Below are 13,243 nucleotides of genomic sequence, written 5' to 3' on the forward strand. Positions count from 1 at the left end.
GGGGTGCAGACGGGAGTCATTTTTGGCGAGTATGCTTACGGCGATGCGCTTGGCTTCAAGATTGCGGAAGTACCGCTCGTCATCGGCACCAACTGGCTCATGCTTAGCTACCTGTGTGGCAGCGTGACCGACCGTTTGCCCGTAGCCCTAATCGCCAAGGTGTTAATGGCGGCGGGTCTAATGACGTTGCTCGATTTCGTGATCGAACCCGTGGCAATACGGCTTGACTTCTGGCAGTGGCAGGGCGACACCATTCCGTTGCAAAACTACCTGGCTTGGTATAGTATTTCGGCGGGTTTGTTTTTTATTTATTTCAAAATGCCTTTCCGTAAACAAAACATTCTGGCTCCCCTGCTACTGGTATTACAGTTCCTGTTTTTTGGTTTGAACAGCCTGCTGCATTGGTTGGACTAAGGTCTTCCTGAACAATCGGGATGTACGTAAAGTTGTTACTGGCAAAAGCACCCTCACCGCATTCAAATAAGGCATGAGCAGTTATTCAATCCGTGACCTCGAACAAATATCGGGTATTAAGGCGCATACGTTGCGGATTTGGGAGCAGCGGTACAACATCATAGAGCCGCAGCGCACGGACACCAACATCCGCACTTACGACGACCGGGACATGAAGCTTGTCCTGAATATTTCTCTTCTAAAAGAACACGGCTACAAGATTTCGAAAATCTCGAAAATGACCGCCGAGCAGATGCACGCGGAGGTAGTAGCCCTTTCGGATCGCAAACTTAATTATCCCGACCAAATCCACGCCCTCACTATTTCGATGCTGGATTTGGACGAAGAACGTTTTGAAAAAATAATCAGTACCAATATTTTGAAATTCGGCTTCGAGGACTCGATGATCAATATCATTTATCCCTTCCTGAGCCGGATCGGAACGCTGTGGGTCACTGGGTCGGTCGGGCCGGCGCAGGAGCATTTTATATCCAACCTCATCCGGCAGAAAATCATCGTCGCCATTGACGGACAGGTAGTCCGGCAGACCCCGAAATCGAAAACCTTCCTGCTGTTTTTGCCCGAGGGTGAGCTACACGAGATGGGACTACTTTTTGCCAATTACATTCTCCGCGCCCGCAACAATAAAGTGGTGTATTTGGGCCAAAGCTTGCCCTTCCACGAAATCGAGTTTGCCCACAAAATCCATAGCCCCGACTACATCTTCACCGCCATCACCTCGGTGCCCGCCAACAACGATGTGCAGCCTTATGTGGACAAGCTGGCCGCCGAGTTTCCTGATTCCACCATTCTACTGACGGGCTATCAAATCGTCGGTCAGGATATCCAGGCTGCTCCGAATGTAGTTTTGATCAACAAAATCCAGGACTTGATTCAGCTTGCGAGTGCCTAGCTGACGACGTTGGTCGGCTGGCCGCGCTGAAAGGCGGCGATGTTATCGGCCACCATTTGCAAGAGCCTTTGCCGCGACTCAAAAAGCGCCCACGCCACGTGCGGCGTAATCAGGCAGTTATTGGCCGTAAGCAACGGGTTGTTGGCCTCAGGCGGTTCGGTGGAAAGTACGTCCACGGCAGCTCCGGCCAGTTTTTCGGCGTTCAGGGCATCGGCCAAATCTTGTTCCTGGACAAGTCCCCCACGCCCGGTATTAATAAGGTAAGCCGATGATTTCATTTTGGCCAGCGACTGGGCATTGATAATCTCGTTGGTATCTTCGGTAAGCGGGCAGTGCAAACTGACTACATCGCTTTCCCGGAACAATTCATCCAACTCCACCAATTCGATACCTTCGCCCGCCGACGCTTCACTTTTGCGGTGCGCCAGCACCCGCATCCCGAAGGCCAGCGCAATCCGCGCGACCTGGGTTCCGATGTCACCCAGGCCAATGAGACCGATGGTCTTACCCGAGATTTCCACCAATGGCGTTTTCCAATAACACCAGTCGGTGGCGTTCGTCCAGTCGCCCGCGCGGGCGCTTTGGCTGTGAAGTTCGGTGTGGTTGGTCAAGCCCAGCAGCAGCGAGAATGTGTGTTGCGCCACGGCGGAGGTACTGTAGCCGCGTACGTTGGTAACGACGATGTCCTGCGCCCGGGCCGCCGCCAAATCCACGTTGTTGTAGCCCGTGGCGGTCACGCCAATGTAGCGGAGTTTGGGTAATTGAGCCAACGTTTCGGCCGATAAAACTACCTTATTGGTAAAGATGATCTCGGCATCGGATGCTCTTGCCACGATATCTTCAGGCGGAGTACGGTCATAGACTTTGAAGTCGCCCAGTTTCTCTAATGATTCCCAGCTTAGGTCGCCTGGGTTGAGCGTGTAACCGTCTAAGTAGGTGATTTTCATTTTTTTGAGTGGGAGAGGGGCAAAGTAAAAAAGGGATGTGGGCTGACTCGTTTGATTACTGGAAACTTTGTGGCTCTGTGCGGTTCGGCACCCCAACTTTTTCGCTTTGTGGCTCCCTATTCTTCCGCTTTTTGAAAACGTACACAACACCAAAATGACTTTTCAATACCCCACTCGAAAAGCCATCCGCGATATAAGGGTTCAGCTCCAGCGCGATTTGGATTTGTTTGTTTTGGGAAAAGGGCGAGGCCCTTACGCCTAGGTTAATGGAATAACCATCTACGGTCAGTAGTTTAGCCTTCGGGTCACCGATACGATAGAGGGGATTGACGCGCAAGCCACCACCAAGGTACCATTGTACTACCTCACCCCTTTTCAGATTGATAAGTGGTAAAAAATCCACGCTCAGGCTGCTGAAAAGAGAGTTAGTCTGGAAGCGGGTATCGAGCCAAATCGCCTTTTTGGGATTAGTACTAAATGCTAACAAGCCACTCCAAGGATAGTAAGCCGCTGAGCCTTGTGCCTGGGTAGTTTGTGAAAGCCCGAAGGCAAAGCACACCACCAAAAAAGCTATCTTATATATCCCCACCCCTCATCGCCCCATGGCACTTTTCATCGCGCCCGGCATTTGCATCGTGTTCATTTTCTTCATCATCTTTCGCATTTCGTCAAATTGCTTAATGAGGTTGTTGACTTCCTGCACCGAAGTGCCACTACCGTTGGCGATGCGTTTTTTGCGGCTGCCGTCGATGATGCCTGGCGTCTCGCGCTCCTTTTTAGTCATTGACTGGATAATAGCCTCGATAGGCTTGAAGGAGTCGTTGTCCACATCCAGATCCTTCATAGCATTGCCCATGCCGGGAATCATGCCCACGAGGTCTTTGATGTTGCCCATTTTCTTAATCTGCTGCAACTGGCCGAGGAAATCGTCGAAGTCGAACTTGTTGGCCCGCATCTTGGCGTTGATGCGCTTGGCTTCGTCTTCGTCGAAGGCTTGCTGGGCACGCTCTACCAGCGACACCACGTCGCCCATGCCCAGGATGCGACTGGCCATGCGGTCGGGGTGGAAGGCGTCGAGGGCCTCCATTTTCTCGCCCGTGCTGATGAACTTGATGGGCTTCTCAACTACCTGTCGGATGGACAGGGCCGCGCCACCACGTGAGTCGCCGTCGAGTTTGGTCAATACTACCCCGTCAAAATTCAAGCGCTCATTGAAGGTCTTGGCCGTGTTGACTGCGTCCTGCCCCGTCATGGAGTCCACCACGAACAGAATCTCAGTCGGCTTCACGGCCTTCTTGATGTCCTCGACCTCCTGCATCATCACCTCGTCCACGGCCAGGCGTCCGGCGGTGTCCACGATCACGATTTTCTTGTTGTTCTTGCGGGCGTGAGCGACCGCGTTGGCGGCAATCTCGACCGCGTTCTTATTCTCGGGTTCGGCATACACCTCAACGCCAATCTGCTCACCAAGTACTTTGAGCTGGTCGATGGCCGCCGGACGGTACACGTCACAGGCGGTGAGCAGTACGTTGCGGCCCTGCTTTTTAAGCATCGCGGCCAGTTTGCCGGAAAAGGTCGTTTTACCCGAACCCTGTAAACCCGCGATCAGCACCACGGCGGGGTCGCCTTTGATGTCGATACTCTCGGCGGTGCCGCCCATCAGTTCGGTCAGTTCTTCCTGCACGATCTTGATGAACATCTGTCCCGGCTCTACCGAGATCAGAATCTTGCGATCCAGCGCTTTTTCCTTGATGCGGTCGGTAATTTCCTTCGCAACCTTGAAGTTGACATCGGCATCCACCAGGGCGCGGCGTACTTCCTTGGTCGTGGCGGCCACGTTGATGTCCGATATGCGGTCTTTGCCTTTGAGGGTACGGAAGGCAGCGTTTAATTTATCCTGTAAGCTTTCAAACATATGGGGTCAATTATGACGGGGCAGCCCGTGCTGTTAGGGAATATGTGAATGAGTGAATATTGTGCGGAATGTTCATCTCACTGTCAAATCCTCACAAAGTTAAGAAGAAAATACGATGCTGATTGGGAAAATAGGACTTCAGCTAGTGGGGAGTACGATCACAAAGGTGGTACCCTCTCCCTCGATGCTCTCCGCCTCGATCGTCCCGCTGTGGCCTTTGGTGATAATATCGTAACTCAAAGAAAGCCCCAAACCAGTGCCCTCGCCCGTGGGCTTTGTAGTGAAAAAAGGCTGGAAGATTTTAGCCTTCACTTCTTCGGACATACCCGTGCCGTTGTCCCGGATGCGGATGGAGGAATTTCTGCCTTCGTCATGACTGGTGCTTACCCACAGCGCGGGTGAGTAGTCAGGGCCGGACGTAAGTTGCCGCTGAACCAATGAGTAGAGGGCATTGCCGTAGAGATTCAGCAGCACCCTCCCTATTTCGGAACCCACTATGTTGATCTTGCCCAGCCCAGGGTCGAAGTCTGTATGAAGCTGACAATTAAAATCGCTGCTCTTGGCTCGTGCACTCTGGTAAGCCAGCCGCAGAAACTCATCGGCTAGCGCATTCAGGTTGGTGGATGTTTTATCACCTGGAACCGTGCGGGCGTGATCGAGCATCCCCCGCACGATGGCCCCGGCCCGGTGTCCGTGGTGGTTGATTTTCTGCTCGTTATCGGTCAGGTCGTTGAGCAGCAGCCGGACTTCCGCCAGGTTTTCCTTGTCCATTTCTTCTGTGAGTTCTTCGAGCAGTTCCAGATTCACATCTGAATAGTTGTTGACGAAGTTCAGGGGGTTCTGAATCTCGTGGGCGATGCCCGCCGTGAGTTCACCCAGGCTGGCTAGTTTTTCATTTTGCACGAGTTGGGCCTGGGTAGTTTTGAGGTGATCGAGGGATTGCTGTAGTTGCTCCGATTTGTGTTCGATGGCCTGGGTTCGTTCGGCTACCTCCTGTTCGAGGGTTTCGTTTTGAACCAAGAGAATCTTTTCGTTTTCCCTGGTTTTTTCCAATAGTTGCTGCTGGGCGTCGGCTTTGGCTTTTTCGTTCTCTTCCCGTTCCCATTCAAACCGCAGGGATAAAATGTACGCCAGGAAAAGCACTTCCAGTAAAATGCCAACCGATACGTGCGTCAGGTCGAAAAGGTAGGGGGGGCTTCCGGTCTGAATGTACACCATCTCGACAAAAATCGTCAGGACGAGCATCGTGACGGAGAAAGCATAGTAGTAGCCAGTTCTGTTGCCCCTCCGTCCCATTTTTATTCCCAAAAACAGCACTAACCCCATGAAAAAAAGTGAATTAGCCTGATTCAAAGGCACCACGACCATCAGAGGCAGGTATATGGCCCACACCGTGTACGCAATGCAGTAAGCCAATAACGCCAAAGTAAACCGATACAGCCTGGGGGCGTACTCCCTGACTTCCAGAAACCGGATGGCAAACCAGAATGTAGCTACCGTGCTGGCATTCGGGATCAGTAAATACCAGTACAGCAAGTCTATTTCGGGATAGAGGTAGAGGATGAAGCCCTCCATGACACAGGCCACATCGAGGATGTAGAAGAAGACCACAAGGACATACTGCAGGTAAATGAATCGGCGCAGGGAGAAGAAAAGAAACAGGTTGTTGATGATTACAAACAGCAACACGCCGAAGTACATCCCATACGCGATGATCTGCTTGTTGGACTTGACCTCGAAAGCCTGTTTATTCCAAATGGCTAAGGGAATGGGATGGGCGTAGGATACGTACCGCAGGTAAACCGGGGTGGGATAGTCGGGCAGGGTGAAAATCTGGTAAAAGTGCTTAACCTTTTTTTTGTACAGATTGACTGAGTACCCCGATTTTTGAACGTGCCATTTCCCCGACGGCTCCCGGTAATACAGGTCGGCGACGGGCAAATAGGGCTGGGCCACCTCCAGCAGGATGGGTTCCTGAGTTCGGTTGTCCACGCTGAACCGAACCCAGTGTACTGATTTGCTAAACCCAGCATTCAGGATAGCCTTAGCCGATGGGGTGAAGCGGGAGGCCAGGGAGTCGGCGCTGACCTGTTCGATGGTTAGGCTTCCATTTGGATCCTCAAGGTACGACACCTGCCGACCGATTTTGACGGATTCATCAGTACCATCCCACACAATGGTCGGCTGGGCTTTTGCCACGGAAAACCCAAGCACCAGCATCAGTAGGAGTAGCCCTTTTCTCATGGTTTAGCTGGTTTGGATTTCCAAAGGCTCCGCCCGCACTTCCGAGTATTCGTCGTGGTCGAACTGAGTGGGGATGTTGAGCAAAAAGGCGCACAGTATCCACCAAACGGCGCAATAGGCCCCAAAGGGCAGATAGCCCAGATACCCAACTATTGGCATTTCAAAAACGTGAAATTTAGAAATGTAAGGAATACTGTACACCCAGTGCGCGGGGGTGTAAGCCGTGATGTTGGCCGGATTCGAGGGGTCGTGGGTAGCGTTGAAGAAATTCCAGCATTCGAGCAAAAGCCCGTAGATGACGTAGCAAAGCGAGTATTTCAGGAAAGGCGACCAGTTGCCGTCTTTTATGGGGGTGAGGGGGGTCCAGATGCCCAGATCTTCGAGTACTACCGTGAAGACAATCAGGGGAGAAATCCAGAGAACGCCAAACATCACTTCGGGGAAAAAGCTGATGGAAAACAGAGCCGCCAGCGCCCCAATCAGGATGATGTTGCGGGCTCTTCGGGACGTGGCTATTCTTGGCCCCCGGTCGTAGCGGTGCCGAAAGGCCGGGAAGGTGTTCATCAGGTTGTAAATCTCGAATACGGCGGGCATCAATCCCGACGAGCCAATGATGGCATATATCGTGTACTCACCGACGGGTACGATATTCCCTTTGGGATAAAACCAGTTATCATCCACAAAAAAGTTCAGGTATTCGAACAGCATCCAGCCTGAAATAGCTGCTGCTCCTATCCCGATTATTTCGTGCGGCGATTTACTCAGCAGAGAGTTTCGATCGGCGCGGACATACACCCAGCCATCGAGCATGAGGGTGAACCCCCAAAAGAGCGGGATGTAGGCCCAATTCAACAGCCAGCGCGGTTCCTCAAACTTTGCCCAAGTCACAAACAACGTCACTCCCCAGGCCACCAGCCCCACCCAAAACCAAATCGGCAGGGGTATTTTGGCCGAGGGCTTGGCGGGCGTGAATTTTACCTTTTTAAAACCATAAACCCGAGGGAACGCGTACAGCACGACCACCGCCAGGAAAAAGGCGGCTGCCATAGAAAATGCCGCTACACTGAACCCCGCCTTGTCGGGGGCCGATAGAGCCGGGAAGTCGAAGTAGTCTTTGGGGAAATTGCCATTGTATTTAATCCAGGCGCCAATGTAAGGCAGGAACATCACCCCCAGCACCGAGAGGAGTACGTAGTAAATCTGTTTCAGCGGTTTCATGGTTCAGACGGGTTGAGGGGAGGGTTCTTTTTTGATAAGGTCTTTCAACGCATCCAGGTAAATCCGCAGCAGCAGATCGAGTTTTAAAACTTCCTGAAAACCATTGAAATAGATTTTAGTCATAAGGAGCAGACTTTTGAGATTTTCTACTGTGACGCTGAAAACCTGAAAGCATACTTCGTTTCGCAGTTGCTTATGGTAGTAATGGAGCCATTGCGCTTCGTTGGCAAAGTGGTCGCCATTCCAGCCCGCGAGGCCCACTGCCTGGCAATATATCGAAAAACGGTTTCGCCTATACGCATCCTCTTTTTGGTCTTCGTAATAATCCCGCAGAATCTCCGTCACGCGCTGCCCGTTGGCCGAGGCTACGGCGTAGTGCCGGGCAATCACGTAGGTCTCGATGTTACCCAGCATATCGGAACCAGGTGCTTCCAGCTCGATGGACTGTTGCTCTTCGTCCTTGCTAATGGGCTTGGAATCATTTTTCAGGTATTTAAACAGGAAGTCTCCGGACGAACTCCCGATGTCGCCCAGCCAGGTAGCCATATCGATGCTGGCGTCCACGTGAGGTATCAGGAAATTCAGAAAGGAAAGAAAAGAGGGCAACGGGCTGACAACCTGCGGAAAATTAGCCGCATCCAGCCCAGCCAAGATGTGGGCTACGTCACAATAATACCCATCTGGTAGCAGTATCTCCTGATGATCGTTTTTGTAGATATCCGGTACCTGCCCTACCCGACTATTGCCATAGACGCGGTCGTCGGCCCGGTAAGTAATCACCCTGTGTTTGGGTTGGTATTCGTTATCCCGGTACCTAGTGATAGGTTTTGCGTGGCTTTTCGGAATATCAACCTCGGCCGGATCATTCACTACGGCAACCTGGTAGCGGGTCTCGATGTGCGCCCGTGCCCGGATAAGCTCACTATTCCAGCCCCACTGATCATAGAATATCTTCCGAAGGCGGGTAATCATCAGCACGGTGTTGTGCTGTTCGGCTGGGTAGTAGTCCTCCTCTTCTTTAAGGAGGTCAAGAAATTGGGACAGGGTGAGCACATCCTGCGGGGCGTGGTGTGGTTCGGGGGAAGTGACCAGGATTGGCTGGTAAAGTTCGTTCATTTGAGAGGAAGTTTTTGGTTGAGAGGGTAATGCGAATCACATTTTTTCCAAAAATAGTGAAAGATTTGCCGATTCCCCATGCTCCCATATCTTTACCGAAAAACAACCGCCGCCATCGAATCGCCAAATAATCTGGAACAACCGACCCTGGAAGATACCACCATCGCCCCAAAGGTGAAGCTGTGGCAGTTGTGGCTCATTTTGCTTGCCAATGGCATGTACGCGCTGCTGGCCAATCTGCTGTTTTACTTCAATATCATTGAACCTTCCCGATCGTCCGCTGACAAGTGGCCGTTCATTGGACTGGGGCTGATGATTTATAGCGTGCAGGCGATGCTCATTTACTTTTTGGTAAAAAAGTACGCCGACCTCCGCTGGCTTATCCAAGCTTTCAAAGCGCAGGATTGGCTGCGTGGCCTGACCATCGGTCTGTTGGTGTGGGGAGCAGCCAACCTCTTTCTGGCTCTGCGGTTACCGGAAGGGTTTCAAAGGCTCGGTTCGACGCGCGGCTTTGAGCGCTTCCTACCTATCTTTATCCTCAACTCCATGCCGGGAGCACTCATCGAGGAGTACTTGTTTCGCTACTTGCCCGTCCGGTTTGCGGAAAATCGCCGCCTGTCGCGGGAGCGGACGCTGCTGCTTTTTATGGCGGTGCTAGTGTTTTTCACCGCCACGCACATTCCCGCTTATTTGTGGCAATACCAAAACCCTTTGTCTTCTTTGTGGGGGCCGTTCACGATGGGGGCGGCTTATTTTTTCGTGTACTACGCCACGCGGAATCTGGCTTTCGCTACGCTCTTCCACGCCTTCTCTAACAATTCGTGGATGCTCGTCGGGCGCTCGGAAATCAAAGATTATTCATTAGTGATTGTGGCGAGCGTCATTTGGTTTTTCTGGCGGACTTACCGCCGCGGTGGGTTGCGCTAGGTCGGGCCTCGCCAGTCTGGGCCTCACTAAGCAAACTGTTGCACTACCTCGTCGATGTGTTCCGCGTCGTAGGCGTGTCGCTGCCAGTTTTCGAGCCGGGGGTTCATCACCGAAAACCACAACGGCGGCAGCAGCGACATCAAAATCATAACCGGATAGCCGAAGGGTAGTTGCGGGCTTTCGTCGAAATGGCGCAGCACCTGGTAGGGCCGCGCCGCGAAGGCGTGGTGATCCGAATGCCGCTGAAGCTGGAAAAGTATAAGGTTGCTGAGCAGGTGGTTGGCGTTCCAGGAGTGCAAAGGATTCACCCGCTCGTAGCGACCCGGTGCCATTTCGCGCCGCACGATTCCGTAGTGTTCGATATAGTTGACGCATTCCAGCGACAGAAAGGCGATCACGCTCTGAACCATGAAGTAGATCGGGACGACCCACACGATGCGTCCGGCGAGCCAGGAAAAGAGGAGCGTAATTATTGTCACTAACAGCAGCGGCAGCAGGGCGAAGCCGATCATTTCGTTGGCGACGCTCCAGGTAGGCTGCCCGACGCGCTCCAGCCGCTTGGCTTCAATCTGCCAGGCGCTGCGGTAGCCGCCCAGCACCGATTGCCGCCAAAAGGCGTACACCGTCTGGTTTTTGTGCGAGGTTGCCGGGTCGCTTGGTGTGGCGACATGAACGTGATGGCCTCGATTATGCTCGATCACGAAGTGCATATAACTCACCGACAGCAACGCCAGCCGGGCGTGAAACTGCGTCACCGGAAGGGAGCGGTGACCCAATTCATGAGCTACATTAATGATAGAGGAAGCGTAAACGCCCAGGCTCACGATCAAACCGATGGCTTGACTGGCCGTCAGTGGATCGAAGGTTAGCACGTAACTACCCCAAAACAGCAATCCGTACTGAATGTACACGTGCGAATAAACCAGTACGTCGAAGTAGCGATCCTGGGTCAGTTGATCGAATTCTGATTTCAGCACATTGTTTGGGTCGCGGCCCAGCCATTCATCCAGCAGCGGAATGACGACGTAGGCGAACACCACCCCCGCAAAAGTCCAGGCCGCACCGCCCAGGTAGTAGCTGCCCACGATGACCAGTACGAGGGAATAAGAAGCCAGGAAGCTGATCTTTTTTGTGAGTTTCATAGTCTGTTCAGTTATTAGTGGTAATTCAAAAAGAATCGGTATGTTTATTAATCGTAAACTTCTCTGTTACATTCAAATGAATATCTTAAAACAGTATCCCTTTTGTGAATATAGAAATTCAATTCTCCAACTCTTTTTATCACCGTATCCCCCTCCGATATTTTATCGTTAAAAGTAGTGTACCATGCTTCACCTTGATCTGTATATCTACTGAATGAGTTATCATTCAGGCTCTTACCTCTAATTTCAAACAGCATTCCAGACGATGGAGTTTTCTGAACTATGATATTACATACTTTATTTCTTAGCCTTTCTGCTCTACTGTCGCATGAAACTTGCTCACATGATTGTAGAATGAAAATAGTAGAAAATGTTAATACGTATTTCATTTTTCAAGTCTTTTCTGAGATCAATCAATAGGTTTGTCGTAACACTTATAATTAAATAACTTAGCTAATTAGGTAGTAATTTTAGATTGAATCGAACAGCTCAGTTAAAACTCCAATAACAGTCCCGCCTGTTCGTCAATAAGTTTATTTATAAAGTCGTCTTTGATTGCGCCATCCACAAAGTTCTTCTGCATGAACGGAATCCGCACTTTTTGGGCCAGCACGTTCATGCCAAGGTAATTCAGGACATCGGTAAAATGGCTTAGACCCAACGAATTACCCTGAACGCCATCTGAAATCCCCACGAGGGCGCATTTTTTATTGGTCAAAACACTGGGGTAGCTCATTCCGTCGATAAAAGCTTTAAGAACACCGGGAAAGGAGTTGTTGTACTCCGGCACGACGAAGACGAACTTCTCCGAACCCGCCATAACATCGTGCAGTGCGTTGAAGCTATCGTTTTGGCCCACGTTATTGTAAAGGGCCGAGAAAACGAAATCATCGGGCAGGTCGGCCAAATCCAGAATTTGACTGGTTGCCTGGTGCCTTTGCAGGAGGTGTTGATAAAAATGGGCAACTTCGATGGTTTTGGAAAGAGGACGATTGGTGCCGGCGACGATGGTAATCATTTATTTTTTGGTGGAGAGTGGAGAGTGGGTAGTGCCGGTTCTTGCAAATCAATATTTGGCTTAACCGCACCTCCGGTTTTTTCACTTTTTAGGTTTTGCAGAGAGAAAAATGTGCTTTTATCAAAAGCCAAAGTTGGGTGAATTAGTTTGTCGTTGGTGCGATTTTGGTGAGGAGTCGTGTGCTTTTGAGGAGTCGTGTGCTTTTAGGGTTTGTAAGAATCCGGTCGTACCTTGTCTGGCTGAAAGAAATCAATCGTTCTTGCGTTTTTCCAACATGAAAAAATCATTTCACGACCGCCGGGGCTTTTTGAAAAAGAGCGTACTAGCTTCGCTGACCGCCACTTTGGGAACAAAGGTGGCCTTTGCCGATAAAATGCCTGCCCACTACACACCGCTCGTGCTGGAAGGAGGCGAACTACCCGCCGGCAAAGACAAGAACCTAATTCTGCTGAGCGACCGACCCTGGAACGTGGAAACGCCCGCCCACCTGCTGGACGACGCCGTGACGCCCGCCGACAAGATGTTCATCCGTAACAATGGCAACCCGCCCGCCGACGCAAACCTGAAAACCTGGACGCTAACCATCGACGGTGAGTCGGCCAGAGCGAAAAAGACCTTCACGATGCAAGATTTAAAGACTAAATTTAAGAACCACACCTACCAACTGACGCTGGAATGCGGGGGAAATGGCCGCAACGGCTACAACCCACCTGCCTCGGGTAATCAATGGGGCGAAGGCGCGGTGAGTTGCGCCGAATGGACTGGCGTGCGGCTCAAAGACGTGCTGGAAAGCGTCGGCATCAAGCCTGACGCGGTCTATATCGGCTACTATGGCAACGACACCCACCTCAGTGGAGATCCCAAGAAAGACCCCATCTCGCGCGGCGTCCCGATGTCCAAGGCGCTGGAAGACGAGACGCTACTGGCCTGGGCCATGAACGGTAAGGATATTCCCATCATGCATGGCCCGCCGTTGCGGTTGGTCATTGGCGGTTGGCCCGCCTCTACCTCGGGCAAGTGGCTCAACCGGATATCGATCAGAAACATCGTTCACGACGGCGAGAAAATGGGCGGCGACAGCTACCGCGTTCCGGCTTATCCGGTGGAGCCCGGGGCCAAAGTACCAGACGAGGATATGAAAATCATTGAATCAATGCCTGTGAAGTCGTTGATTACTTACCCGCGTTCGGGTGCGATTTTGGAAACTGGCCAAACGCTCGCCGTCCGTGGTCACGCCTGGGCGGGTGACCTGGCGGTGAGAGAAACGATGGTGTCACTGGACTACGGCAGCACCTGGCAAAAGTGTGACCTGAAAGCTCCCAAAAACCGCCTGGCGTGGCAGCACTGGTC

12 protein-coding genes are annotated in these 13,243 nt (G+C 51.8%); 4 read left to right on the forward strand and 8 right to left on the reverse strand.

Features of this window, described 5'->3' with window-relative positions; translation table 11 throughout:
* A partial coding sequence (locus ACEW8P_RS02775; RefSeq protein ID WP_373511587.1) for a carotenoid biosynthesis protein occupies positions 1-414 on the forward strand: 414 nt, incomplete at its 5' end.
* A gap of 73 nt (positions 415-487) precedes the next feature.
* Entirely contained in the window at positions 488-1,366 is an 879-nt protein-coding gene (locus ACEW8P_RS02780) for a MerR family transcriptional regulator (protein ID WP_373511588.1), read from the forward strand.
* Here ACEW8P_RS02780 and ACEW8P_RS02785 read toward each other — a convergent pair.
* From ACEW8P_RS02785 to ACEW8P_RS02810, 6 genes are all read right to left on the reverse strand, one after another.
* Positions 1,363-2,313: a D-2-hydroxyacid dehydrogenase gene (locus ACEW8P_RS02785; protein WP_373511589.1), complete on the reverse strand. Its 951-nt coding sequence runs from the start codon at positions 2,311-2,313 to the stop codon at positions 1,363-1,365. The genes ACEW8P_RS02780 and ACEW8P_RS02785 overlap by 4 nt on opposite strands.
* A 55-nt stretch (positions 2,314-2,368) precedes the next feature.
* Positions 2,369-2,872, reverse strand: a complete 504-nt coding sequence (locus ACEW8P_RS02790; protein ID WP_373511590.1) for a hypothetical protein — start codon at positions 2,870-2,872, stop codon at positions 2,369-2,371.
* Positions 2,873-2,905: 33 nt separating this feature from the next.
* On the reverse strand, positions 2,906-4,228 hold the full coding sequence (gene ffh / locus ACEW8P_RS02795; protein WP_373511591.1) for a signal recognition particle protein: 1,323 nt from the start codon (positions 4,226-4,228) through the stop codon (positions 2,906-2,908).
* Between the two features lie 138 nt (positions 4,229-4,366).
* Positions 4,367-6,472, reverse strand: a complete 2,106-nt coding sequence (locus ACEW8P_RS02800) for a 7TM-DISM domain-containing protein (RefSeq protein ID WP_373511592.1) — start codon at positions 6,470-6,472, stop codon at positions 4,367-4,369.
* A 3-nt stretch (positions 6,473-6,475) separates the two neighbouring features.
* The gene (locus ACEW8P_RS02805) at positions 6,476-7,690 is read right to left on the reverse strand and encodes a hypothetical protein (RefSeq protein WP_373511593.1); all 1,215 of its coding nucleotides are present in this window, start codon (positions 7,688-7,690) and stop codon (positions 6,476-6,478) included.
* Between the two features lie 3 nt (positions 7,691-7,693).
* The gene (locus ACEW8P_RS02810; RefSeq protein WP_373511594.1) at positions 7,694-8,806 is read right to left on the reverse strand and encodes a hypothetical protein; all 1,113 of its coding nucleotides are present in this window, start codon (positions 8,804-8,806) and stop codon (positions 7,694-7,696) included.
* Positions 8,807-8,884: 78 nt separating this feature from the next.
* On the opposite strand from ACEW8P_RS02810, the gene ACEW8P_RS02815 reads away from it, so the two are divergent.
* Positions 8,885-9,733, forward strand: coding sequence for a type II CAAX prenyl endopeptidase Rce1 family protein (locus ACEW8P_RS02815; RefSeq protein WP_373511595.1), 849 nt, complete (start codon positions 8,885-8,887; stop codon positions 9,731-9,733).
* 26 nt (positions 9,734-9,759) lie between these two features.
* Here ACEW8P_RS02815 and ACEW8P_RS02820 read toward each other — a convergent pair whose 3' ends face one another.
* Both ACEW8P_RS02820 and ACEW8P_RS02825 read right to left on the reverse strand, forming a co-directional pair.
* Positions 9,760-10,875 carry an alkane 1-monooxygenase gene (locus ACEW8P_RS02820; RefSeq protein ID WP_373511596.1) on the reverse strand — a complete coding sequence of 372 codons (1,116 nt, stop codon included), beginning with the start codon at positions 10,873-10,875 and terminating at the stop codon, positions 9,760-9,762.
* Positions 10,876-11,368: 493 nt separating this feature from the next.
* Positions 11,369-11,893 (reverse strand): NADPH-dependent FMN reductase, encoded by a 525-nt coding sequence (locus tag ACEW8P_RS02825; RefSeq protein WP_373511597.1) that lies wholly within the window; start codon positions 11,891-11,893, stop codon positions 11,369-11,371.
* Between the two features lie 274 nt (positions 11,894-12,167).
* On the opposite strand from ACEW8P_RS02825, the gene ACEW8P_RS02830 reads away from it, so the two are divergent.
* Positions 12,168-13,243: sulfite oxidase (locus tag ACEW8P_RS02830; protein WP_373511598.1), on the forward strand; the 1,076-nt coding region annotated here is incomplete at its 3' end.

It is taken from the genome of Persicitalea sp. (assembly GCF_041751555.1).
Taxonomy (GTDB): domain Bacteria; phylum Bacteroidota; class Bacteroidia; order Cytophagales; family Spirosomataceae; genus Persicitalea.

Bases quoted from the DNA above. Each gene is read 5' to 3' on its own strand.
- ACEW8P_RS02780 (WP_373511588.1), top strand. From the start codon at position 488: ATGAGCAGTTATTCAATCCGTGACCTCGAACAAATATCGGGTATTAAG.
- ACEW8P_RS02785 (WP_373511589.1), bottom strand. From the start codon at position 2,313: ATGAAAATCACCTACTTAGACGGTTACACGCTCAACCCAGGCGACCTA.
- ffh (WP_373511591.1), bottom strand. From the start codon at position 4,228: ATGTTTGAAAGCTTACAGGATAAATTAAACGCTGCCTTCCGTACCCTC.
- ACEW8P_RS02800 (WP_373511592.1), bottom strand. From the start codon at position 6,472: ATGAGAAAAGGGCTACTCCTACTGATGCTGGTGCTTGGGTTTTCCGTG.
- ACEW8P_RS02805 (WP_373511593.1), bottom strand. From the start codon at position 7,690: ATGAAACCGCTGAAACAGATTTACTACGTACTCCTCTCGGTGCTGGGG.
- ACEW8P_RS02810 (WP_373511594.1), bottom strand. From the start codon at position 8,806: ATGAACGAACTTTACCAGCCAATCCTGGTCACTTCCCCCGAACCACAC.
- ACEW8P_RS02815 (WP_373511595.1), top strand. From the start codon at position 8,885: ATGCTCCCATATCTTTACCGAAAAACAACCGCCGCCATCGAATCGCCA.
- ACEW8P_RS02820 (WP_373511596.1), bottom strand. From the start codon at position 10,875: ATGAAACTCACAAAAAAGATCAGCTTCCTGGCTTCTTATTCCCTCGTA.
- ACEW8P_RS02825 (WP_373511597.1), bottom strand. From the start codon at position 11,893: ATGATTACCATCGTCGCCGGCACCAATCGTCCTCTTTCCAAAACCATC.